Genomic DNA, 21759 nt, shown 5'->3' with positions numbered 1-21759 from the left:
TCGCGTACCCGCGTCCGTCAGGGCTTCACGGTGACCCGGGCCGCGACGGGAAGGTGGTCGCTGCCGGTGCGGGGCAGGGTCCAGGAGGCCTCCGGCCGGATTCCGCGGACCATGATCTGGTCGATCCGGGCCATCGGGAACTGCGACGGCCAGCTGAAGCCGAAGCCGTCGCCCGCCGCGCCCTGGGTGGAGCGCATCTGCGAGGTGACCTCGGACAGGGCGCGGTCGTTCATGGTTCCGTTGAGGTCGCCGAGCAGGATGACCTTCTTCAGCGGTTCGGAGGCGAGCGCGGCGCCCAGCGCGTCGGCGCTGTCGTCGCGCTGGTTGGCGGTGAAGCCGGCGTTCAGCTTGACCCGGACGGAGGGCAGGTGGGCGACGAAGGCGGCGACCTGCCCCTGGGGGGTGGTGACGGTGGCGCGCATGGCCCGGGTCCAGCCCATCCGGATGTCGACGGGCGCGCTCGCGCTGAGCGGGTACTTGCTCCAGAGGCCGACGGTGCCCTCGACGGAGTGGTGCTTGTACGTGGCCGCGAGGGCCTTCTCGTAGACGGGGACGGCGCTGCCCTTGAGCTCGGTCAGGGCCAGGACGTCGGCCCCGGACCGGGCCACCGACTCGGCGGTGCCACGCGGGTCGGGGTTGTCGGCGTCGACGTTGTGGGTGACCACCACCAGGTTGCCGCCGGCGCCGGACTTGTCGCTGACCAGGCCGCCGAAGAGGTTCGCCCAGACCGCGGCCGTCAGCAGTATCGCGAGGAGCGCGGTGGCGGACTTGCGGTAGAGCGCCCCGGCCAGCAGGAGCGGGACGGCGAGGCCCAGCCAGGGCAGGAAGGTCTCGGTGAGGCTGCCGAGATTGCCCACGTGGTTGGGCAGATCCGCGTGGAAGATCATGATGAGCGAGATCAGTGCGGCGATCCCGGCGAGGATCCAGCCCCTCTGCCAGATGCCGGGGTCCTTGCGCAGTGCGGTCAGCCGGCGCCGGAGGCGGGTTCCGGAGGGCTCGGGCTCCGAGCCGCCGTTCCCCGACTCCGTCATGTACGCCTGTGCCATCCCACTGCCCTCACTGCCGTGCTCGCGCTCCGTCCCCGCCCCTTGACCCTAGGCGATGAACCGCAGCCTTCCGTGCCGTACGTCACGACCGCCGGTCACGGTCGTACGTCCGGGAGGACGAACGGCCGTGCGCAGGGGGTTCCGCTTGTCACGAAACGCGCACATTGGATCCCGTGGCCAGGCTCGCACCACCGACCACTTCCGCCTTTGCCCGCGCGGATGCCACCATGGGGGGTGAGTCCGGGGACGTCGTAAGGGCGCCTCGAGATGACACAAGGAGCAGTTGCAATGACGCATGCCGTTTCGCCTGCCCGCGAATCCGCAGCAGCATCTCCGTCGGACGCACCCACCCTGTACGGAGGCACGGGCACCCGGCGCATCACCGTCCGCGACCTGACCCTCGCCAAGGAACGCGGCGAGAAGTGGCCCATGCTCACCGCCTACGACGCGATGACCGCGTCCGTCTTCGACGAGGCCGGTATCCCGGTCATCCTCGTCGGCGACTCCATGGGCAATTGCCACCTCGGCTACGAGTCCACCGTCCCGGTGACGATGGACCAGATGACCATGCTCTCGGCGGCCGTCGTACGCGGCACGAGCCGTGCGCTGGTCATCGGCGACATGCCGTTCGGTTCGTACCAGGAAGGCGCGGTGCAGGCCCTGCGCAGCGCCACCCGTCTCGTCAAGGAGGCCGGGGTCGGCGCGGTGAAGCTGGAGGGCGGCGAGCGCTCGCTGGCCCAGACCGAGCTGATCGTGCAGTCCGGCATCCCCGTCATGTCCCACCTGGGTCTGACCCCGCAGTCCGTCAACGCCATGGGCTACCGGGTGCAGGGCCGCGGCGACGAGGCGGCGCACCAGCTGCTGCGCGACGCGAAGGCGGCGCAGGACGCTGGCGCGTTCGCGGTGGTGCTGGAACTCGTCCCGGCCGAGCTGGCCGCCGAGGTCACCCGCTCCCTGCACATCCCGACGGTCGGCATCGGCGCGGGCGCGGAGTGCGACGCGCAGGTGCTGGTGTGGACCGACATGATGGGCCTGACCGGCGGGAAGATGCCGAAGTTCGTCAAGCAGTACGCGAAGCTCCGCGAGACCATGACGGGCGCGGCGAAGGCCTTCGCCGAGGACGTGGTCGGCGGAACGTTCCCGCAGGCGGAGCACGCCTTCCACTGATGCGCTGAGCGACGGCCCGACAGCCCGCCGACCGCGTGTCGGCGGGCTGTCGTATGCCTGTCGTACGTTTGTCGGTCGGCTGTCGGCGCTTTGTCAGTGGCGGCTGGTCCCATAAGGGCATGACGCGAAACGACAACAAGCCCAACGCCGTGGAGGTACGGGGGCTGGTCAAGCACTACGGCGAGACCAAGGCCCTCGACGGTGTCGACCTGGACGTACGGGAGGGCACGGTCCTCGGGGTCCTCGGCCCCAACGGCGCCGGCAAGACCACGCTCGTCCGCTGCCTCTCCACCCTGATCGTCCCGGACGCCGGCACCGCGGTCGTCGCCGGCTTCGACGTGGTCCGCCAGCCCCGGCAGCTGCGCCGCACCATAGGCCTCACCGGCCAGTACGCCTCGGTCGACGAGAAGCTCTCCGGCTGGGAGAACCTCTACATGATCGGGCGGCTGCTCGACCTCTCCCGCAAGGACGCCCGCCGCCGCGCGGACGAGATGCTGGAGCGGTTCTCCCTGACCGAGGCGGCCAGGAAGGCCGTCATGAACTACTCCGGCGGTATGCGCCGCCGGCTCGACCTCGCCGCCTCCCTGATCGGCAACCCGGCCGTGCTCTACCTGGACGAGCCGACCACCGGTCTCGACCCCCGCACCCGCAACGAGGTGTGGGACGAGGTCCAGCGCCTGGTCGCCGAGGGCGCCACCGTGCTGCTCACCACCCAGTACATGGAGGAGGCCGAGCAGCTCGCGAGCGAGCTGACGGTCATCGACCGTGGCAAGGTCATCGCCAACGGCAAGGTCGACGAGCTGAAGGCGCGCGTCGGCGGCCGCACCCTGAAGATCCGCCCCGTGGCCGCCCCGGACCTGCCGGGCATGGCCCGCGCGCTGGCCGAGGCCGGACTGGACGGCGTGGCCGGCAGCCAGGCCGTACCGGACGAGGGCGTGCTGCTGGTCCCGATCCTCAGCGACGAGCAGCTGACGGCCGTCGTCGGTCTGCTGGCCGCCCGCGGGTACGCGATCGCCGACCTCGGCACCTACCTGCCCAGCCTCGACGAGGTGTTCCTGTCCATCACCGGCCAGAAGCCGGCCTCCGTCGAGGACTCCGTTCCCACCGAGAAGACCGAGGAGGTCGCGGCATGAGCACCGTAACCACGACGAAGCCCGCTCCCACCGCGTCCGGTCCGGCCCCGGTGGCCGCCACGCACGGCGAGGGCCGGATCGGCCTGCGGGGCAACCTGCGGCACATCGGCGCCCTGGTGCGCCGCAACGCCCTGCAGATCAAGCAGGATCCCGAGTCGATGTTCGACGTCGTGTTCATGCCGATCATCTTCACGCTGCTGTTCGTGTTCGTCTTCGGCGGCGCGATCTCCGGCAAGGGGAACCAGGCGGAGTACGTCAACTACGTGGTCCCGGGCCTCATGGCCATGATGGGCATGAACATCGCCATGGGTGTCGGCACCGGGGTCAACGACGACTTCAAGAAGGGCGTCATGGACCGGTTCCGGTCCATGCCCATCGCCCGGTCGTCGGTGCTCATCGCCAAGATCGTCGTCGAGCTCGGCCGGATGATGGTCGCCATCGCCATCCTGCTCGCCGTGGGCTTCCTGCTCGGCCTGTCGATCAAGGGTCCGGTGCTGGGCCTGTTCCTCGCCATCGGACTGTCGGCCGTCTTCGGCGCCTCGCTGATGTGGATCTTCGTCCTGCTCGGCCTCACCATGAAGACCCCGCAGGCCGTCCAGGGCATGGCGATGATGGTCCTGATGCCGCTGCAGTTCGGCAGTTCGATCTTCGCCCCGCCCACCACGATGCCGGGCTGGCTGCAGTCCTTCACGGACTACAACCCGCTGTCGAACCTGGCGGACGCGGCCCGCTCCCTGATCAACGGCGTTCCGGTCGGCGACTCGGTGTGGATGACCCTGGTCTGGTCGCTGGCCATCACCGCGGTCACCATGCCGCTCGCGGTACGGAAGTTCCGCCAGAAGACCTGATCCGCGGACCGATCCGTTCGGATCGCGTCCCGGACGGGCACCGGCCGGGGGCCGGATCAGATGAGGGCGGTGGCCTCCTCCAGGGAGAGGCCACCGCCTTCGGCGTACGCCTTCTCGTAGACCGCGTCGCCCAGCACCGCCCGGGCCAGCTCCTGCGCGCAGGCGTAGTCCTCGCGCTCCGTCGTGACCGGGAAGTGCGCGGGCGGCAGCTGCGCCCGGTAGGCGCCCAGCAGCCTGGCGGCGTCGTACTCCCGGCGCGGGCCGCCGAGCGAGACCAGCGAGAGGGCGGCCGTCAGCAGGTGGACCGCAGGCATCTGTGGGGCCACCATCCGCGACATCGGGTCCAGGGCGGTGTCCATGGCCTGGCGCAGCCGGTCGAGGGCCTCCTCGTACAGCCCCTGCCGGTTGTCCAGCCAGGCCATCGTGCCGAGCAGGAAGCCGTCGAAGATGGCGAACGCGCCGAAGGCGAACTCGTCCCGCAGCAGCTGCAGCTGGGCGCGCGCCTCGGGGATCCGTCCCGTGCGGCCGAGGATGCCCGCGAGGAACATCCGGGCGGCGGGCATGGCCTCGTTGCCGTACCGCTGCACCGTCGCGGTGATCTCCGTGAGGATCCCCTCGGCCTCCTCGATCCGGCCGGCCTCCGTCAGCGTCCCGGCCATCCGTACGCGCAGCACCGTCACCTGGGCCATGGCGCCGAGGCGTTCGGCGTAGGCGATCGCCTCCTGGTAGTCGCGGGCGGCCTGTGCGTACTCGCCGCGCTTCTCCCGGGCCTCGGCGCGGGCGGACAGCGCCTCGGCGCAGCCCCAGGCATCGCCGAGTTCGCGGAACAGGGCCAGGCTCTCGTCGGCGTCGCGCGAGGCGTCCCCGGCCCAGTCGGCCCGGTTCGCGAGGATGTTGGCGCGCAGCTGGAGCGCGGAGGCCAGTTCCCAGCGGTAGCCGAGCTCGCGGGCGGTCTCGACGGTCGCGTCGACGACCCGCTGGAGCAGTCCGGGGTCGCCGGCGATCATGACGGCGTAGATCCACAGGGAGGCGGGGGTCCGGCAGGTCTGTGGCAGTCCGGGCCGGTAGGTGGCGAGGACCCCGTCGATCAGGGCGCGGACCGAGGGGGTGTTCCAGGTCTCGTTGGTCTGGTCGCGGGAGGCCAGTAGGACCAGGTTGAGGGCGCGCCAGCCCTCGGTGCGCGTTTCGGCGGAGTAGGGCGGCGGCGTGTCGACGAGCCGTTCGTAGACGGGCTCGGCGGCGACGAAGGGCGGCTCGAAGGGGTTGGGGCCGAGGGCGGCGGTGGCCTCGGCCCAGTGCCGGGATTCGGAGCGCAGGTCGTGCATGTGCCAGTACCAGCCGAGCGAGTGGACCAGGCACAGGGCTTCGTCGGCGTCGCGTACGGCGACGGCCCGGCGCAGGGCGGTACGCACGTTCTCGTACTCGGTGGCGAGCCGGTCGGCGGCCGCCCGCTGGCCGTGGCCGCGCAGCAGCGGCTCGGTGGTGCGGGCGAGCTCGCGGTAGTGGACGAGGTGGCGGTGCTCGGTGGCCTCGCGGTCGCCGGCGGTCTCGGCGAGGCGTTCGGCGGCGTACTCGCCGACCGTCTCCAGCAGGCGGTAGCGCATGCCGAGGCCGTCGGGTCCGGGGGCGGCCACGACGAGGGACTTGTCGACGAGGGAGCCGAGGACGTCGGCGGGGTCGTACGGGGCCGCGTCCGCGGGGTCGGCGCAGACGGCCTCGGCGGCGGCGAGGTCGCAGCCGCCGGCGAAGACGGACAGCCGGCGCAGGACGGTGCGTTCGGCCTCGTCGAGCAGGTCCCAGGACCAGTCGACCACGGCGCGCAGGGTCTGCTGGCGGGGCAGGACGGTACGGGCGCCGCTGGTCAGGAGCCGGAAGCGGTCGTCGAGGCGGTCGGCGATCTGGCGCGGGGTGAGCAGCCGCAGCCGGGCGGCGGCCAGCTCGATGGCGAGCGGCAGACCGTCGAGGCGGCGGCAGATCTCGGCGGCCGCGGCCGGGTCCTCCTCGATGGTGAACCCGGCGCGGGCGGCGGCCCCGCGGTCGCCGAGCAGCCGCAGCGCGATCGGGTCGGGCAGCGGTTCCACCGGGCGCAGGGACTCCCCCGGGACGCCGAGGGGTTCGCGGCTGGTGGCCAGGATCCGGACGTCGGGGCAGTGCGTGAGGAGGCGTTCCGCGAGGGCGGCGGCGGCGCCGATGACGTGCTCGCAGTTGTCGAGCAGCAGCAGGAGCCGGCGCCGTGCGCAGTGCTCGGCGAGCCGGTCGAGGGGGTCGTCCCCGGCGCGTTCGGTGAAGGCGCGCAGTTCCTCGGCGGCGGCGCCGCGCAGCTTGGTCTCCCGGGCCCCGAGCGCGGCGAGGGTGGCTTCGGCGACATCCTCCGGGTCGTCGACGGGAGCGAGTTCGACGAGCCAGACCCCGTCGGGCCAGGCGCTCTCGTCCTGGGCCTCGGCGGCCTCCTGGGACAGCCGCGTCTTGCCGGCGCCGCCGGGCCCGAGGAGCGTGACGAGGCGGGCCCGCGCGAGGTCGTCCCCGATGACGCGGATGTCGTCCTCACGGCCGACGAAGGTGGTCAGGCGCGCCCGCAGATTTCCCGCGGACGCGGGGGCGGCCGGGAGCACGACGGCGGCGGGCGCGGCAGCGGCGGCAGCAGCGGTCGGCGGCTGCGCGTCCGAGGTCAGCAGTTCGGCGTGCAGGGCGCGCAGTTCCGGGCCCGGGTCCGTGCCCAGCCGGTCGGACAGCTCCCGGCGGAGGCTGTCGTACTCGGCCAACGCCTCCGCCGGGCGGCCCGCGTCGCGCAGGGCACGGATGCGCAGGGTGTGCAACGGCTCGTCCAGCGGCTGCTGCGCGCACATCGCGGTCAGCTCCGGCAGGCACCGCTCCGCTTCGCCCATGGCCAGGGCCGCCGCGATCCGCCCCCGGCGCGCGTCCATCCGTACGGCCTCCCAGCGCGCGGCCTCCGCGGCCGGGGCCGGCAGGTCGGCGAGGGCCGGTCCGCGCCACAGGGCGAGGGCCTCCTCGTACAGGGCTGCCGCCTCGGCCGGGTCCGGCGCCTGGCCTCCGGCCCGGACCAGCCGCTCGAAGCGGTACAGGTCGACGTCCTCGCGCTCGGCGGCCAGCTGGTAGCCGCCCTCCGCGGAGCGCACGGCGGGGTGCCCGAGCGCCCGCCGCAGCCGGGCGACCAGCGCCTGCAGGGCCGCCACCGCGTCGGCCGGCGGATCGCCGTCCCACACCTCGGTGACGAGCAGCCGGGCGGGCACCACCCGCCCCGGCCGCAGCGCGAGCGCTGTCAGGAGCGCCCGAAGGCGTGCTCCGCCGACGGCGACGGGGGTCCCGTCGTCGTGCATGGCCTGGGCCGTTCCGAGGATCGCGTAACGCACCGGCCCATTGTCCCCGCACCCGGCACCGGACCCGCACCCTTTTCCGTCCGGACTGCGGGATAGGTTTCCCGGCATGGGTCATCAGGGCAGCCGCGGCGAGCGGCGCATCAGTTCGGTATTCCTCGGCATCTTCGCGATCATGGCCGTCACGGGCTGGGCGGTGTGGACGGGGTACGCGGCGAGCCCCGGACTCGCCGTGTTCCTCTTCGTGACGTCGGCGTGGATCGTCTCCCTGTGCCTGCACGAGTACGCGCACGCCCGCACCGCCCTGCACGGCGGTGACCTCACGGTGGGCGCCAAGGGCTACCTCACGCTGAATCCGCTCAAGTACACGCACGCGCTGCTCAGCATCGTGCTGCCGGTGATCTTCGTGATCCTGGGCGGCATCGGCCTGCCCGGCGGCGCGGTGTTCATCGAGCGCAACCGGATCCAGGGCCGCTGGAAGCACAGCCTCATCTCGGCGGCGGGCCCGCTGACCAACGTGGCCTTCGCCGTGGTGTGCACGGCCCCGTTCTGGCTGGACGCCCTCGACGGGGTGCCCCTGGCGTTCCGCTACGCGCTCGCCTTCCTCGCCATGCTGCAGGTCTCGGCGGCGATCTTGAACTTCCTGCCGGTGCCGGGCCTGGACGGCTACGGGGTCATCGAGCCCTGGCTGTCGTACCGGGTGCGCCGCGAGATGGAGCCGCTGGCGCAGTTCGGCCTGCTGGCCGTGTTCGCGCTGCTGTGGATCCCGGGGGTCAACGCGTTCTTCTTCGGCGCGGTGGACGGCCTGATGTCCGCGCTCGGCGTCTCGGACCTGGAAACGTACTGCGGCCGCGAGCTCTACAACTTCTGGCGGGAGACCGGCGTCTTCTGCGCCGTCCCGCAGGACTGACGGGCCGGTGTCGGTGGCGCGGGGGCTGTACTGGACTTCGTCGGCCAGGACGGTGTCGCCGCCGGTAGTGACGGTCAGGAGTCCGGCGTTCTCTCTGTCCGGTGCGGCACGGGCGGCCGCTCATAGGATCGGCAAATGATCAGACGACCACCGCCGCCTCCCCCCTCCGTGTCCTTCAACGTGCCCGACGGACACGGCGTCATCGAAGTGACAGGCGACGCGGGTGGCAGCCTGCTCCTGCTGGCCGGCGAGCCGGTGTTTCTGGAAGCCAACGACGGTTGCGGCAGCGTGGGCTGGCTGGCAGCCCGCGCGGGCACCGACGGCCCCGGGCTCTCCGAGGTCAAGTACCTCACCGAGTGGCTCAGCGCCCCCGGCCTCGTGCCCGATCCGCGCACCGGCCAGGCCGAGCCACCGGATCCGGAATGCCTGCGCCCGCTGCTGTCGCTGCTCGCCACCGGGCGGTACGTGATGACGGCCGCGGTCGCTCCGCACCACCTGCGGGTGGTCCACCCGCGCGCCCTCCAGGTCCACGGCTGGTACGCCGACGAGGAACTCGCGCTGGTGACCACCGACGCGTGGCCGCCCCACGACCACAGGGCGGTGCGCCGCTACCGCGACCGTATCCGCGCCGGGGGCGACCTGCCGGCGCTGGTCGTGCTGTTCCCCACCGCCGAAAGCTGGGTGGGTTACCTCCTCGACGGGCACCACAAGCTCGCCGCGTACGAGCAGGCGGGGGTCCCTCCGATGGTCATCAGGCTGACCCCCCAAGTGCCCCGCCCCTTCCGGCGCGACGACCTCGACCGGGTCCGGGCGGCATTCTCCGACAGGGCGTCCCGGGATCAGGACGCCGCGCTGGGCAGGGTCTTCTCTTACATGCGGGCGGAATCCGTCTGAGTCGGCAGCGCCCCTGTCCTCACATGATCCGAGACGAGGGACAACGCGGGCAACCTCAACGTCACCGTCTTCCCGGGTACGGGCACGACCACCCCGCACCCAGCGGTCACCGGAATCGGCCCGGCCGTCTGACCCACCGGACGCCCCCGAGGCCGCCCGGGCAGTTCCTAGACGGCGTTGCGCGCGGCGGAGGCCTTCTCGGCCTTCGCCTTGCGCAGGTAGTACCAGGCCATGTTGGACGTGAGGCCGGCCAGCAGCACCCAGACGATCCCGAGGAAGCTGCCCTCGACGAAGGCGACGACGGCCGCGGCCACCGCACAGGCGCAGACGACAATGGCGAAGACGGCAAGGCGGGGCATGGGAAGAGCTCCTCGAAAACACTGAACCGGGTCGAGCCCCTCCAGTGTCCCCCATGCCCCGCAGTGCTGCCGTAAGGGCGCCCGCGATCGCCGCGGTCGACCGGTTCTACCACGGGGTGGTGGCCCACCTGGGCGCCGTCGAGGCGCGCGGCGGCCGCCGGGGCTGATCCGGTTCCCGGCGGTCCGGTCCTGCGGGCCGGGCCGCCGGGTGGGGCGTCGGGGCCCCGGGTCAGAGGTCCGTGACGCGCAGGCCCGCGTGGGCCTTGTAGCGGCGGTTGGTGGAGATCAGGTTGGCCACCAGGGACTCGACCTGGTGGGCGTTGCGCAGGCGGCCGGCGAAGACGCCGCGCATGCCCGGGATGCGGGCGGCGAGGGCCTGGACGATGTCCGTGTCGGCGCGGACCTCGCCGAGGACCATCACGTCGGTGTCGATCTCGTCGATCGACTCGTTCTGGAGCAGGACGGCCGAGAGGTGGTGGAAGGCGGCGGTGACGCGGGAGTCCGGGAGCAGGGCGGCGGCCTGCTGGGCGGCGCTGCCCTCTTCGACCTGGAGGGCGTAGGCGCCCTGCTTGTCGAAGCCGAGCGGGTTGACGCAGTCCACCACGAGCTTGCCCGCGAGGTCCTCGCGCAGCGCTTCGAGGGTCTTGGCGTGGCCCTCCCACGGCACCGCGATGATGACGATGTCGCTGCGGCGCGCGCACTCGGCGTTGTCCGCGCCCTCCACGCCGAGGCCCAGTTCTTCGGCCGCGGTCTGCGCGCGGTCGGCGGCGCGGGAGCCGATGATCACCTTCTGGCCGGCCCTGGCGAGCCGGTAGGCCAGGCCCCGGCCCTGGTCACCGGTGCCGCCGAGGACGCCGACGACGAGGCCGGACACGTCCGGCAGCTCCCACGGGTCCTTGACCGGCGGCTTCTGCGTGTTGTCTGAGGAAGTCATGGGGGCGAGGGTACTGCCGGGTAGCCCACAGTCGAAGGGTGGCGAACCGGGTAGCCCACAGTCGAAGGGTGGCGAAGGGGAAGGAACCGCTCCCCGTGTCGCCCGCATGGTGCAGGATGCCGATATGGACGCCGTGAGGGTCGCGCTGCTGCGCGAGGTGCTCGCCGGTACGCAGTGGCCGGGCGCCGCGCGCCGCTTCGCCGGATCGCTGCGCCGGTCCGTCGTACCGGGCGGCGGCCACCTGCTGCTGGTGGGGACCGAGGGCTACGAGCCCTGGCACCTGGCCGCGCACCTGGTGGACGAGGCCGCCTGGTCGGGGCTGCCGGAGCTGGCGCCCACCCTCGTACGCCACCACGTGCGGCCCGGGGAGCCGCCGCACCTGTCGGTGGGGCTGGGCCGGCTGGCGGCGGCCCGGCGCGGGCACACGCTGCTGGTCGTGGCGCCCGGGGCACCGGGTGAGGGGCTGCTGGAGCGCGTCCACGACGCGCGGCGCGCGGGGGCGACCGTACTGTCCCTGGACGGCGGGGACCCGGATCTGGGCGCGCTCGCCCACGAGGCGCTGTCGGTACCGGCACCGGTGCCGGAGGACGGGATGGATCTGGACACCGTGCAGCACCTGGTCAGCGCGGCGGCCGGGGAGAACACCGGGCCGGTGCGGCGCGGGCCGCGCCGCTTCAGGGACCGGCTGGCGCGGCTGGCCGACCACCTGACCGCGCCGCCGCCCAGCCGCTGGTAGGGCCTACGCCCCGCCCGTGCCGGTGGTGCCCGCTTCGTCCTCGCGGGTCTTGTCGTTCCACTTGGGGTCGTTCTGCCATTCGAGGTTGCGTTCCTGCGCCGTCTCCATGGCGTGGTTCGCCTCCTCGGGGGTCGCGTACGGCCCGAACCGGTCCTTGGCCGGGCAGTCGGGGCCTTCCTCGACCTTCTTGTGGACCAGGCAGTAGTACCACTCGCCGGGTTTGCCCACCTGACGCTTCTTGAACAGGGCCATCGTCGTCGGGCTCCTCTCATACCGCTCTATCCCGCCATGCTGCCCCATCCCCGCTGGATACACTCGCTCGCATGTCTGGCCAGTCGCTGCTCGTACCAGGCGAGCTCTCTCCCGTCCGTTCCGTTCCCGGAAACATCCGCCGGCCCGAGTACGTGGGCAAGCCCGCACCCACTCCGTACACCGGACCGGAGGTGCAGTCGGCCGAGACCATCGAGGCCATGCGCATCGCCGGCCGGATCGCCGCCCAGGCGATGGAGGAGGCCGCGAAGCTGATCGCGCCGGGGGTGACCACCGACGAGCTCGACCGGGTCGCCCACGCGTACATGTGCGACCACGGGGCCTACCCCTCGACGCTCGGTTACCGGGGCTTCCCGAAGTCGCTGTGTTCCTCCGTGAACGAGGTCATCTGCCACGGCATCCCCGATTCCACCGTCCTGCGCGACGGCGACATCGTGAACCTCGACGTGACCGCGTACATCGGCGGCGTGCACGGCGACAACAACGCGACCTACCTGTGCGGGGAGGTGGACGAGGAGTCGCGGCTGCTGGTGGAACGCACCCGGGAGGCGCTGAACCGGGCCATCAAGGCCGTCAAGCCGGGCCGCCAGATCAACATCATCGGCCGGGTCATCGAGTCGTACGCGAAGCGCTTCGGCTACGGCGTGGTCCGTGACTTCACCGGCCACGGCATCAACTCGTCCTTCCACTCGGGCCTGATCGTGCCGCACTACGACAGCCCGCACGCCACCACCGTCATCGAGCCCGGCATGACCTTCACCATCGAGCCGATGCTGACGCTCGGCACCCACGAGTACGACATGTGGGAGGACGGCTGGACGGTCGTCACGAAGGACCGCAAGCGGACCGCGCAGTTCGAGCACACGCTGGTGGTCACGGACTCCGGCGCGGAGATCCTGACCCTTCCCTAGCCGTTCCAGCGGTCCTTCCGCGATCGCGACCGGGCCCGGTGCACCTGTGCACCGGGCCCGGCCCTGTTCCCGCGGACTCGCCGGGGGCTACGCGCTGAGCGGGAACTGCTCGCCCAGCTCGCGGAAGACCGCGCCGTTGAAGTCGAAGGCGCGCTTGCACTCGTCGATGATGCGCTGCTTCTCCAGGTCGTCCGCCGCTATGGCGTCCAGCAGCTCGCGGTAGGTCCGCTTGAAGGCCGCCGGGTTGGAGATGTCCGCGAAGACGTAGAACCGGACGCCGTCACCCTTGCGCTCGAAGCCCCAGGTGCGCTCGGCCTTGTCGCGGATGATCTGGCCGCCGGAGAGGTCGCCCAGGTAGCGGGTGTAGTGGTGGGCGACGTATCCGCCCGGCCACTGCGCCGCGCACTCGGCCACCCGGTCGGCGTACGCACGCGTCGCGGGCAGGGCCACCACGCCCTCACGCCAGTCCGGGCCCACCAGGTGGGCGAGGTCGCGCTCGATCTCGGCGACGCGCATGAGCTCGGGCTGGATGAACGGGCCTGCCACCGGGTCGTCCTTGAGGGATTCGGCCGCGTCCTCCAGGGCCCGGTACACGAACCACAGTTGCTCCGTGTAGCGCGTGTACGCGTCCACGCCGAGCCGTCCACCCAGCAGATCGCTCATGAAGGTCGACGTCTCGGCCTCGGTGTGCTGCTCGTGCGAGGCGACGCGGATGACCGTAGAGAAGGCGTCCAAGGCGGACCTCCAGGAAGAGGAAACAGACGTGACGGCATCACCGTCACGCCCGATCCTCCTACTTAGGCTTGCCTAAGTCAATGAGTTCCCGACGCCTTGTCGGTAAAAAATCCGGCCCCGCGCCCGGGTCAGCCGCCCGAGAGCGCCCAGAGCGTGAGCCACCCAATGAGGACCAGGTGGGGGTAGAGGAAGGCCATGAGGCAGCCGATGCTCCCCAGCGCGAGGCGTCGCCTGCGCTGCGCGTCGGTCCGGGGCGGGATCCAGGTGAACGCCACCATCGCCAGCGGCAGGGCGTAGAAGTAGGCGAACCCGGGCGGGAAGCCGGGCAGGTACGAGCTCGCCCGGCCGCACCACACGGCCACCGGGGCCAGCGCGGTGAAGAGCGCCGCCACCGGCAGCCACCGCTGCCGCTCGCCGGGGCGGCTGATCACCGAAGTCTTCGTCATGGCGCCATCACACCGCGGCGCCCGCCGGCCGCGTCAGCGCCGGCGTACTCACTTCCTCCTGCGCGGAATACCTACGGGCCTTGACGGAACAGAGTCCGACATCACCCATATGGCTTAACGAATGTGGTGGGACCGTGCGGGGAGGCGGAGCGTCGAGAGGGGGCTCGATGACCACAGGAATGGATCGAGACCATGGAAGTCGGAGCGCTCGGCGGGAAAGAGAAGATCGTCACCGTTATCGAGGTGACCTTGCGTGACGGAAAATGGGTGTACCGGGATCTCAATTTCTCCCTGCCGGAGACCGGGAGTTCCGCCGAGGACTCCATGGAGCCGCCGGGTGGCCCGGGGCCGCCCAAGCCGGTAGCGCCGTTCGCCTCCCCCCGCAACGGCCTGGCGTCGGTGTCGCTGGGAAAGGATTCCCAGTGGATCTACTACGCGGACACGTACGGCAGCATCATCGAGTTGGCGGTCGACGGCCAGGATGTGCGGTGGCGGAACTTCACCACCGATATCGGCGCGCCGGTCGCCGGTATCCGGAGTCCGCTGGCCGTCACGGTGCCGGGCGGCGTAACGGTCCACTACTTCGACGCATCGAACCGTCTGGTGCGGCTGTGGCACAAGAACAAGAAGACCTGGACCTTGCGCAACTACAACAAGCCCCCGGCGGCTTCGGCTGCCAGTCCGTTGTCGACGATGGTCACCACCAACACCCGTAGGGTGTTCATCTACTACTTGAACACCCACGGCAACGTCATGGAAGTGGCCTGGACACACAACCAGGAACCCTCGGTGACCAACCTCAGCACGTTGGTGAATCTGTATCCGATCTGTCCTGTGACCCCGCTTGCGGCCGTCGGGTTCGGCTCGGATTTCCGGCGGATCTATTACCTGGACGTCAACGACAACCCTTGCCAGCTGTCCCACAATGTCGATGCGCCCACCAACCAGTACCCGACGGGCCGGAAGTGGTGGTCCCAGGAGAACCTGAGACAGTCTTGCGGTGCCGAATTCGCCGCCGACTACAGCCCGATGGCCGTAGCGCTCGCCGGCACCTCGCAGCCCCGGGTGTACTACCGCGACTGGAAGGGCAATGTCGCCGCCTTGGCCTGGCTCGGAAACGGATGGTCCTTCAGCACTCCGGGTGAACTCGCCAACGGCGGAGACGGCGCCCCGACCGCCGCGGCCACCAGCGCGATGGCGGCGGTCCAGGCCGCCGACGACATCAGGCAATACCTGTTCTACCTGGACGAGAGTGACCACCTGATCCTCCTGCTCTGGACCGGGAACTCCTGGCGCTCCTCCGATCTGAGCGGGGAGCTGCACCTCCCGTCGGCCGCGCACGCCTCCCCGATATCGGCCGTCTACGACGGCAAGCCGTATGCGTACTACCTGAGTTCCGAGTAGGGGACAGGCCATGCAGCTGAACTGCACATACCGACAAGCCCTCGACGGTAGCCTGCGGTCCACCTCCTCGGGCAACGAGGGAATACTGGTCATCGCCAATGACACCTCGGTCCACCTCGACATCTTCTGGGTCGATGAAGAGGGGGACCACTCGGGTTTCAACAAGCGGACGAAGTTCTGGGAGGCGGGATATCCGGGCACCAGGCTGGATCCAAATGGCGGACAGCTGGTGGTCAGCTCGTGGCCCGGCAACTACTGGCTCGCCCGCGTATCGTCCTCCGGCGCCTTCGCCGCCGTCATCGAAATGGCCGACCGCACCAGGCAGCTGAGCACCATCTCGGGTGGAGACCTGCTCGACCCGAACGACATCGGCGGGGTCCCGATGCCCAGCCCCTCGATCGTCATCCCCCCCGACGGGCCGAGGGTTCTCGTGGGCACCGGCACGCTCCCAGGCGGCAATACGGTGACGCGCGAGCAGTTCTGGCAACGCCGGCCGGAGTCCTACAGCATCGCGCCCGGGCAGAAGAAGACGGTCAGCTACACGGCGACCTCGGGCATGCAGGAGAGTTCGTCCGACGAGGACACCGTCACCAAATCGGTCAGCGCCAGTGCGAGCGCCGGCTGGGGCCCCATCAGCGCGTCGGTCTCAGCCGCTCTGAGCACTTCGTCGACCACCAGTCAGCAGGTCACCGTAACGACCCAGACCACCTCGTTCGTTTCGAACGAATACGACAACGAGGGCAACGAGTACCCGCAGATGGTCCTCGTCTGGCAGCTGGTGGACGTGGTGACCATCTTCAGCCCCAAGGGGGCCGTGCTGTCCTCCATCGTCTCCGGGACCCAGCCCACCGTGGTCTCGGGCCCGTTCAACGTCGACGACATCCCGGACCCGGTCAAGGGCGGGTGTGGCGGGGCGGACCCGACCGCCGAGGCCGCCGCGGCCCGGGAGGAAGCCCGCAGCCGCGGAGGGCGGAACCGTCCGACCCTCTCCTCGATCGAGCCGGCCCCGGCGGACCCGCAGCAGTGAGCGGGCGCGGGTACATGCCGTCAAGCCGTGTTCTCCTGAAAATTGGAGATAGGTAGACATGACATTTCAGGATTACATGCAACCATGTCCGGGCGGATATCAGATCCAAGCCGCCGATGTCAGGACCTACGGAACCCTGGGGGCGACCGTCGAGTGGGACGGGAAGTTGGCAGCCATTACGGCCGCTCACATAGTGGATTCGATCGGAGCGCCGGTCTTCCAGCCCTCCTGGTACACAAAGCCCGACAAGGTGCATATCATCGGACCCGTTTCGGGAAAGTCGGCATACCTCAAATATCAGAGCCCGGATGAATATAACATCCGCCGCGAGGACATGCTTTACGATTTTGCGTGGATGGCTCCAGTGAAGGGAGCGACCAGCCCGAAGATCCCAGGAATCCACGAGGGAACAGGTCCGCTCAAGACCCGGGACCCCAAAGATGGCGAACCTGTGGCATGGATCGGCATGACCACAGGGGCCGTGCAGCACGGGAAGGTGGTGGACATCGACCTCTGGCTGTTTCGGAAGAACCGCCAATCGGCGTACGAGAGCTTCGGCCCGTGCATACAGATCAAAGGCGGTATCGGCACGGAAGGCGACTCGGGCGCCGCCATTGTTTCCCAAGACGACGGCCTGGTCATCGGCGTATACTCCCTGGGTCACGAAGGCAACGAATATATTGTGGCCTCGAAAATTCCCCCGACCGCAGAGGACCTGATTCAGCACAGCACTCAGACGGTCTCGGAGGCTGTACTGCGCGAAAGATTGGCCAAATGGAAGAAGGGCGGGCTTGTGAGCTTGACCCCGAGCGCCTGATGGCTTCCCGTCAGATCCTGTCCGGGGACGGGGCGAAACGGACGCGGCCGCCGATCTCCACGGTGCCGTCCGGGCCGGGGGCGGTGAGGATCTGGGATCCGGCGCCCTGGGTGATGTTCAGGGCGCGGTTCAGCTGGGCCGTCAGCAGGATCGCCGCCGAGCCGGTGGCCTCGTCCTCGGCGATGATCCCGTCGGGGCGGCGCGGGAAGCCCCGGGCCCGCACGCGGCCCGCGGCCTCGTCCTCCCAGGCCCAGGCGTACAGCCAGCCGTCGCCGGGCGGCGGGGCGGGCAGCGCCTCGACCTCGGCGACGGATCCGTACTGCTCGGTGCGCTTGCCCTCGACCCACTCGGGGCGGGCCGTGATCCAGGTGAACTCCCCGTCGTCACGGGCCCATACGGATCCGGCGGGCGGCTGGAGCTCCTCGATGTCCAGCAACCACGCGGCCCCGACCAGCGGATGTCCCGCGAAGGACATGCGCGTGCCGGGAGTGCGGATGTCGACGACCCCGCGCTCGGGGTCGTCGACGAACACCGTCTCGCTGTAGCCGAGTTCGGCGGCCAGGGCCTGCCGCGACGCGTCGTCGGGGCAGGTCCGGCCGTCGCGTACGACACCGAGCAGGTTGCCGAAGCGGCCGTCACCCGCGCAGAAGACCTTCAACACGTCGAGATCGTTCACGCGGGAATTGAAGCACGGCTCAGACCTGGGCCGTACGGCGCCTGCGCGCGAAGTACACCGCGCCCGCTCCGGCCGCGATCACCACGCCGGAGGTGGTGAGCAGGGCCCCGGCCGGGATCTCGGCGCCGGTGTTGGCGAGGTTGCCGCCGACGGAGGAGGAGCCGCCGCCGATGGTGCCGCCCGTACCGCCGGTGGTACCGCCGGTCGTACCGCCCGTGGTGCCGCCGGTGGTGCCTCCGGTCGAGCCGCCGGTCGAGCCGCCCGTCGTACCGCCGGTGCTCGGCAGGGTGGCGTCCTTGTCCACCGCCACGGCGAAGGCGAGCGGGTCGATCGCGTCGCCCGCCTTGTACATGGAGCCGGTGGTGTCGTTGGCGAAGGCGGCCGCGCCCTCGGCGGTGAAGACCGCCGGGACCGCGTTCAGCGCCAGGACGCCGTTCCTGGTCTTGTAGTCGGTCTTCGACAGGTCGAGCGTGGCGAAGCGGAGGCCCGTCTTGGTGCCGGAGGCGTTCTTGACGTCCACGTAGAGGGTGCCGGTCCTGCCGGTGGCCTCGACGCGGGGGCTGCCGAAGGTCATGTCGATGCCGTGGGCCGCGTACTGGAAGCGGAGGTTGCCCTGGAAGGAGGCGTTCAGCTTCTGCCTCTTGACGTCGAGGTCGCCCTTGCCGAAGGCGAAGTCGAAGGTGTCGCCGTTCTTGGCGGCGCCGCCGGCCGGGGTGATCGACCCCGCGCTCAGCACGTACTTGCGGAAGGACTCCTTCACGCCCCACGTCAGCTTGCCGCTGAGCACCTTCTGCGTGTCGTCGGCCGGAGGGGTCGGGTTCTTGGTGGTGTTCTCCGGGGTGGGCTCGGGGTCGGGCTTCTTCTCGAACTCCAGCTTCGCGGTGAGCGGGTCGCCCGGCTTGTCCTTGTAGTCCGGGTAACCGAGCGCGTCCGCGGCTTCCTTGGTGAGCGTGGTCCCCAGGCCGTTCATCGCCTGGCCGGCGAAGGCCACGGTGGCCATCGGCACGTCCTGGGTGGTGGCGCCGCCCTTGGTGACGTCCGCGGTGAGCTTCTTGGTACCGGTGTCGATACGGATGTCCGAGAGCTTGACCTCGAAGCCGTGGCCGGCCGGCGGGGCGGGCGAGGAGAAGGTGACGCTGCCCTTGAAGGCCGCCTTCACCACGGGCCCGTCGGCCGGCTCGTACGCGCCGGTCGGCTCGACGAAGCGCAGGGTCCCGTCCTCGTTCTGCTTGGCCCCGTCCGCGACGGTGATGGTGCCCTTGGCCATGCCGGTCACGTAGGCGCGGTAGCTCGCGAGCACGCCCCAGTCGAGGGTGCCACCGGTGATCTTCATCGGTTCGGTGGGCGGTCCGCCCGCGGCGGTGGCGGGCAGGGCGAAGGCGGTGGCGCCGAGCGCCGCGGCGGTCAGGACCGCGGCGGCGAGGGAGATCGGGCGTCGGATGGACGACATGGCTGGGACTCCTGAAGGAACCGGGGGAAGGGGGAGAGGAGGGGGTGCCTACTGGGGCGCGTCGGCCGGCGTGGCCGAGGCGGCTGCCGTACGACGCTTGCGCACGAACAGGAAGGTGCCGCCGCCGGCCAGGACCAGGACGGCCACGGCGAGGGCGATGAAGAGCCCGGTGTCCGAGGACTCGGCGGCCTTCGCGGCGGGGGCGGGCTCGGCGGACGGCGACGCGGACGCGGGGGCGGGGGCGGGCGAGGCCGTCGAGCCCAGGTCGGGCAGGGCGGGCAGCTGGGCGGTGGAGTCCAGGGCGACGGCGAGCGAGACGGGGTCCATCTCGGTGCCGGCCTTGTACATGGAGTTGAAGGCCTGGGAGCCGCCCTCGGTGAGGGTGGCCGGGGCTTCGGTCAGGGTGGCCAGCTTGCCCTCGGTCTTCAGACCCTTGGCGTCGAACTCCACGAGCGGGACGGCGTTCTTCGTCGCGCCGCCCGCGGTGACGTCCGCGGACAGGACGCCCTTGCCGTTCTCCACCTTCACGCTCATCTTGCCGAGCGTGAGGTCCAGGTGGGCGCCGGCGAACCGGACCGTACCGGCGAAGGCCGCGTCAAGAGTGCCTTTCGCGCCGTCGAACGAGCCCTTGCCCTGCGGGAAACGGAACAGCGCGCCGCCGTCCAGGGCACCCTCGTCGAGGATCCACTTGCCCTGGCCGACCGAGCCGGTGACGTACTCGCGGAAGGTGCGGCGCACCCCCCAGTCGACGGCGGCGTCGGCGAAGGCGCCCGGCGCCTGCGGGGTCTGTGCGGTGGCGCTCGGCTGCGCGGCCGTCGCCGACGGCACGGGCTCGGCGGCCGGGGCGGTCTTGACGTCGGCGGAGAGCGAGACCGGGTCGAGCCGGGTGCCGGCGCCGTAGTAGCCGGCGAAGGCCTTGGCGCCTTCCGCGGTGAGGGTGGCCGGGATGTTCGTGAGGGACAGCGGGCCGGCGCCGCCCTTCATGTTGATGCCGCCGACGCCGAGCGAGGCGAAGGCGACCTGCGACTGGTCGGTGACCGCACCGCTGTCCTTGGCCTTGCTGGAGACGTCCACGTACAGGGTGCCCTTGCCGCCGGAGATCTTGACGGTCGGGCGGCTGATGGTCATGTCCAGGTCGTAGACGCCGTCGGGCTTCTGGTGGCCCTGGAAGGTCACCCCGCCCGAGTAGGAGGCCTCGAAGGTGCCGGAGTCGGGGTCGTAGGAGCCGGCCGCGGAGTGGAAGCGGAAGAGGCTGCCGCCCACGGTGGCCGCGCCACTCTTCAGCTTGAAACCGCCTTTCGCCACCGGACCCGTGACATAACTCTGGAAGGACGACTTGATGCCCCAGTCGAGTCGACCCCCCTGTACGGTGCCCGCCTGGGCGGCGGTCGCCGGGAGCAGAGCCCCCAGCAGGGCCGCCAACAGGGCGACGGCGAACGTACGGACGGGTCTTGTGGGCATGAATGCCCCCTCCTCAGGTCTAGCGGGCAAGGTTAGGCTAACCTAAGCTAAACGTGGCCGGATGGACACCCCCCGGTCTCCAGAACCTCAGTCGGACGATCAGGACGGTGCCTTCGTGCCTACGCCCGCCGCGTCACACCGCTTTCCCCGTCTCGCAGTTGCCGTGGCAGCACTGGCACTCGCGCTGACGGCCTGCGGAGGTACGGCCACCACCCCGGGCTCATCCGCCCCCGCCGCAGCCGCGGTCCCGGACCGCCTGGAACCGCTCCCGGCGCCACAGCCCACCCTGCCGGTCACCGTGCCCTCGGCCGACGGCGCCCGGGTCACGATCACGTCCGCGGACCGGGTCGTCCCGCTGAGCGGCAGCCTCAACGAGATCGTCCACACGCTGGGCCTCGGCAAGCAGGTCGTCGCCCGGGACATCACGGCCACCTTCGAACAGGCCGCCCAGCTACCGGTGGTGACACGTGGACACGACGTCTCCGCGGAGAGCGTCCTGTCCCTGCGCCCGACCCTCGTCATCGCGGAGACCACCAGCGGCCCCGGAGAAGCGATTCAGCAGATCCGCGACGCCGGCGTCCCGGTCCTCGTCATCGCCCCCGCCAAGGGACTGGACGACGTACCGAAGCGCATCGACGCCGTGGCCGCCGCCCTCGGCGTCAAGGAGGCCGGCACGCAGCTGAACCAGCGCACCGCCGACCGGATCGCCGCCGTCCGCAAGGACATCCCGGCCGCCTCCGGCAAGAAGCCCCGGGTGGCCTTCCTCTACCTGCGCGGCACCGCCTCCGTCTACCTGCTGGGCGGTTCGGACTCCGGCGCCGCCTCCCTGCTGGAGGCGGCCGGAGCAGTCGACACCGGCAAGGACTCCGGACTCGGCAAGGACTTCACCCCGATCACCAGCGAGGCCCTGGCGGCCGCCGCGCCCGACGCGATCCTCGTCATGTCCAAGGGCCTCGAATCGGTCGGCGGCATCGACGGCCTGGTGAAGATCCCGGGCGTCGCCCAGACCCCGGCCGGCATGGACCGCCGGGTGGTCACGGTCGACGACGGCGTCCTCCTCAACTACGGCCCCCGCACCGACCAGGTCCTCTCCTCCCTGGTCACCCAGCTCTACAGCAAGGGCGCCTGAGGTGACCCTCTACGACCCGGAAGCCAAAGACCTGCCCGCCACCGACGGAACCGGAGTGCGACCCGCACGTG

At 70.8% G+C, this 21759-nt stretch carries 21 protein-coding genes; 11 read left to right on the top strand and 10 right to left on the bottom strand.

Annotation, left to right across the window (positions count from 1 at the left end; all coding sequences use genetic code 11):
* Positions 1–17: 17 nt before the first annotated feature.
* Entirely contained in the window at positions 18–1046 is a 1029-nt protein-coding gene (locus tag ACZ4YL_RS28300) for an endonuclease/exonuclease/phosphatase family protein (RefSeq protein ID WP_468120418.1), read from the bottom strand.
* A gap of 288 nt (positions 1047–1334) precedes the next feature.
* On the opposite strand from ACZ4YL_RS28300, the gene panB reads away from it, so the two are divergent.
* The 3 genes from panB (at position 1335) to ACZ4YL_RS28285 (ending at position 4194) form a co-directional block, all read left to right on the top strand.
* Positions 1335–2213 (top strand): 3-methyl-2-oxobutanoate hydroxymethyltransferase, encoded by an 879-nt coding sequence (gene panB, locus ACZ4YL_RS28295; protein WP_468120417.1) that lies wholly within the window; start codon positions 1335–1337, stop codon positions 2211–2213.
* A gap of 119 nt (positions 2214–2332) precedes the next feature.
* A complete protein-coding gene (locus tag ACZ4YL_RS28290; protein ID WP_468120416.1) occupies positions 2333–3346 on the top strand; it encodes an ATP-binding cassette domain-containing protein in 1014 nt (337 codons plus the stop codon).
* Complete coding sequence (locus tag ACZ4YL_RS28285) at positions 3343–4194, top strand: ABC transporter permease (protein ID WP_468120415.1); 852 nt, start codon at positions 3343–3345, stop codon at positions 4192–4194. Before ACZ4YL_RS28290 ends, ACZ4YL_RS28285 begins: the two co-directional genes overlap by 4 nt.
* A 56-nt stretch (positions 4195–4250) precedes the next feature.
* Here ACZ4YL_RS28285 and ACZ4YL_RS28280 read toward each other — a convergent pair whose 3' ends face one another.
* Positions 4251–7565, bottom strand: a complete 3315-nt coding sequence (locus ACZ4YL_RS28280) for an AfsR/SARP family transcriptional regulator (RefSeq protein ID WP_468120413.1) — start codon at positions 7563–7565, stop codon at positions 4251–4253.
* 73 nt (positions 7566–7638) lie between these two features.
* Between ACZ4YL_RS28280 and ACZ4YL_RS28275 the strand changes: the two genes are divergently transcribed.
* Positions 7639–8439: a site-2 protease family protein gene (locus tag ACZ4YL_RS28275; RefSeq protein WP_468120411.1), complete on the top strand. Its 801-nt coding sequence runs from the start codon at positions 7639–7641 to the stop codon at positions 8437–8439.
* A 135-nt stretch (positions 8440–8574) separates the two neighbouring features.
* Positions 8575–9333, top strand: coding sequence for a hypothetical protein (locus ACZ4YL_RS28270; protein WP_468120409.1), 759 nt, complete (start codon positions 8575–8577; stop codon positions 9331–9333).
* A 167-nt stretch (positions 9334–9500) separates the two neighbouring features.
* Here ACZ4YL_RS28270 and ACZ4YL_RS28265 read toward each other — a convergent pair whose 3' ends face one another.
* Both ACZ4YL_RS28265 and npdG read right to left on the bottom strand, forming a co-directional pair.
* Complete coding sequence (locus ACZ4YL_RS28265; protein ID WP_351155840.1) at positions 9501–9692, bottom strand: hypothetical protein; 192 nt, start codon at positions 9690–9692, stop codon at positions 9501–9503.
* Positions 9693–9921: 229 nt separating this feature from the next.
* A complete protein-coding gene (npdG, locus tag ACZ4YL_RS28260; RefSeq protein WP_468120407.1) occupies positions 9922–10626 on the bottom strand; it encodes an NADPH-dependent F420 reductase in 705 nt (234 codons plus the stop codon).
* A 124-nt stretch (positions 10627–10750) separates the two neighbouring features.
* On the opposite strand from npdG, the gene ACZ4YL_RS28255 reads away from it, so the two are divergent.
* Positions 10751–11362 carry a hypothetical protein gene (locus ACZ4YL_RS28255; protein ID WP_468120405.1) on the top strand — a complete coding sequence of 204 codons (612 nt, stop codon included), beginning with the start codon at positions 10751–10753 and terminating at the stop codon, positions 11360–11362.
* A gap of 3 nt (positions 11363–11365) precedes the next feature.
* Here ACZ4YL_RS28255 and ACZ4YL_RS28250 read toward each other — a convergent pair whose 3' ends face one another.
* Positions 11366–11614 carry a hypothetical protein gene (locus ACZ4YL_RS28250; protein WP_468120404.1) on the bottom strand — a complete coding sequence of 83 codons (249 nt, stop codon included), beginning with the start codon at positions 11612–11614 and terminating at the stop codon, positions 11366–11368.
* A gap of 71 nt (positions 11615–11685) precedes the next feature.
* Here ACZ4YL_RS28250 and map point away from each other — a divergent pair, with 71 nt between their 5' ends.
* A complete protein-coding gene (gene map / locus ACZ4YL_RS28245; protein WP_468120402.1) occupies positions 11686–12543 on the top strand; it encodes a type I methionyl aminopeptidase in 858 nt (285 codons plus the stop codon).
* Between the two features lie 87 nt (positions 12544–12630).
* Here map and ACZ4YL_RS28240 read toward each other — a convergent pair whose 3' ends face one another.
* Both ACZ4YL_RS28240 and ACZ4YL_RS28235 read right to left on the bottom strand, forming a co-directional pair.
* On the bottom strand, positions 12631–13278 hold the full coding sequence (locus ACZ4YL_RS28240) for a biliverdin-producing heme oxygenase (RefSeq protein WP_468120400.1): 648 nt from the start codon (positions 13276–13278) through the stop codon (positions 12631–12633).
* A 128-nt stretch (positions 13279–13406) separates the two neighbouring features.
* Positions 13407–13724, bottom strand: a complete 318-nt coding sequence (locus ACZ4YL_RS28235; protein ID WP_468120398.1) for a hypothetical protein — start codon at positions 13722–13724, stop codon at positions 13407–13409.
* Between the two features lie 192 nt (positions 13725–13916).
* Here ACZ4YL_RS28235 and ACZ4YL_RS28230 point away from each other — a divergent pair, with 192 nt between their 5' ends.
* The 3 genes from ACZ4YL_RS28230 to ACZ4YL_RS28220 are packed head-to-tail and all read left to right on the top strand — an operon-like array spanning position 13917 to position 16972.
* Complete coding sequence (locus ACZ4YL_RS28230) at positions 13917–15128, top strand: hypothetical protein (RefSeq protein WP_468120397.1); 1212 nt, start codon at positions 13917–13919, stop codon at positions 15126–15128.
* A 10-nt stretch (positions 15129–15138) separates the two neighbouring features.
* Positions 15139–16155, top strand: coding sequence for a hypothetical protein (locus ACZ4YL_RS28225; protein WP_468120395.1), 1017 nt, complete (start codon positions 15139–15141; stop codon positions 16153–16155).
* Positions 16156–16213: 58 nt separating this feature from the next.
* On the top strand, positions 16214–16972 hold the full coding sequence (locus ACZ4YL_RS28220; protein WP_468120393.1) for a hypothetical protein: 759 nt from the start codon (positions 16214–16216) through the stop codon (positions 16970–16972).
* Positions 16973–16982: 10 nt separating this feature from the next.
* On the opposite strand, the gene ACZ4YL_RS28215 is transcribed toward ACZ4YL_RS28220, so the two are convergent.
* From ACZ4YL_RS28215 to ACZ4YL_RS28205, 3 genes are read right to left on the bottom strand one after another with little or no spacing between them, the layout of a single operon-like run.
* Positions 16983–17648, bottom strand: a complete 666-nt coding sequence (locus ACZ4YL_RS28215) for a PhzF family phenazine biosynthesis protein (RefSeq protein ID WP_468120391.1) — start codon at positions 17646–17648, stop codon at positions 16983–16985.
* Between the two features lie 19 nt (positions 17649–17667).
* Entirely contained in the window at positions 17668–19098 is a 1431-nt protein-coding gene (locus tag ACZ4YL_RS28210; RefSeq protein WP_468120389.1) for an HtaA domain-containing protein, read from the bottom strand.
* 48 nt (positions 19099–19146) lie between these two features.
* Positions 19147–20559, bottom strand: a complete 1413-nt coding sequence (locus ACZ4YL_RS28205; RefSeq protein WP_468120387.1) for an HtaA domain-containing protein — start codon at positions 20557–20559, stop codon at positions 19147–19149.
* 61 nt (positions 20560–20620) lie between these two features.
* Here ACZ4YL_RS28205 and ACZ4YL_RS28200 point away from each other — a divergent pair, with 61 nt between their 5' ends.
* Entirely contained in the window at positions 20621–21688 is a 1068-nt protein-coding gene (locus tag ACZ4YL_RS28200) for a heme/hemin ABC transporter substrate-binding protein (protein ID WP_468120385.1), read from the top strand.
* Positions 21689–21759: the final 71 nt, after the last annotated feature.

The sequence above is a fragment of the Streptomyces sp. NPDC030021 genome, from assembly GCF_055574035.1.
This window is presented reverse-complemented; position numbering and strand designations above follow the sequence as displayed.

Excerpts from the sequence above, each read along its gene's own strand:
- ACZ4YL_RS28300 (WP_468120418.1), bottom strand. The coding sequence starts at position 1,046 with ATGGCACAGGCGTACATGACGGAGTCGGGGAACGGCGGCTCGGAGCCC.
- panB (WP_468120417.1), top strand. The coding sequence starts at position 1,335 with ATGACGCATGCCGTTTCGCCTGCCCGCGAATCCGCAGCAGCATCTCCG.
- ACZ4YL_RS28290 (WP_468120416.1), top strand. The coding sequence starts at position 2,333 with ATGACGCGAAACGACAACAAGCCCAACGCCGTGGAGGTACGGGGGCTG.
- ACZ4YL_RS28285 (WP_468120415.1), top strand. The coding sequence starts at position 3,343 with ATGAGCACCGTAACCACGACGAAGCCCGCTCCCACCGCGTCCGGTCCG.
- ACZ4YL_RS28275 (WP_468120411.1), top strand. The coding sequence starts at position 7,639 with ATGGGTCATCAGGGCAGCCGCGGCGAGCGGCGCATCAGTTCGGTATTC.
- ACZ4YL_RS28270 (WP_468120409.1), top strand. The coding sequence starts at position 8,575 with ATGATCAGACGACCACCGCCGCCTCCCCCCTCCGTGTCCTTCAACGTG.
- ACZ4YL_RS28265 (WP_351155840.1), bottom strand. The coding sequence starts at position 9,692 with ATGCCCCGCCTTGCCGTCTTCGCCATTGTCGTCTGCGCCTGTGCGGTG.
- npdG (WP_468120407.1), bottom strand. The coding sequence starts at position 10,626 with ATGACTTCCTCAGACAACACGCAGAAGCCGCCGGTCAAGGACCCGTGG.
- ACZ4YL_RS28255 (WP_468120405.1), top strand. The coding sequence starts at position 10,751 with ATGGACGCCGTGAGGGTCGCGCTGCTGCGCGAGGTGCTCGCCGGTACG.
- ACZ4YL_RS28250 (WP_468120404.1), bottom strand. The coding sequence starts at position 11,614 with ATGGCCCTGTTCAAGAAGCGTCAGGTGGGCAAACCCGGCGAGTGGTAC.
- map (WP_468120402.1), top strand. The coding sequence starts at position 11,686 with ATGTCTGGCCAGTCGCTGCTCGTACCAGGCGAGCTCTCTCCCGTCCGT.
- ACZ4YL_RS28235 (WP_468120398.1), bottom strand. The coding sequence starts at position 13,724 with ATGACGAAGACTTCGGTGATCAGCCGCCCCGGCGAGCGGCAGCGGTGG.
- ACZ4YL_RS28230 (WP_468120397.1), top strand. The coding sequence starts at position 13,917 with ATGGAAGTCGGAGCGCTCGGCGGGAAAGAGAAGATCGTCACCGTTATC.
- ACZ4YL_RS28225 (WP_468120395.1), top strand. The coding sequence starts at position 15,139 with ATGCAGCTGAACTGCACATACCGACAAGCCCTCGACGGTAGCCTGCGG.
- ACZ4YL_RS28220 (WP_468120393.1), top strand. The coding sequence starts at position 16,214 with ATGACATTTCAGGATTACATGCAACCATGTCCGGGCGGATATCAGATC.
- ACZ4YL_RS28210 (WP_468120389.1), bottom strand. The coding sequence starts at position 19,098 with ATGTCGTCCATCCGACGCCCGATCTCCCTCGCCGCCGCGGTCCTGACC.
- ACZ4YL_RS28205 (WP_468120387.1), bottom strand. The coding sequence starts at position 20,559 with ATGCCCACAAGACCCGTCCGTACGTTCGCCGTCGCCCTGTTGGCGGCC.
- ACZ4YL_RS28200 (WP_468120385.1), top strand. The coding sequence starts at position 20,621 with ATGGACACCCCCCGGTCTCCAGAACCTCAGTCGGACGATCAGGACGGT.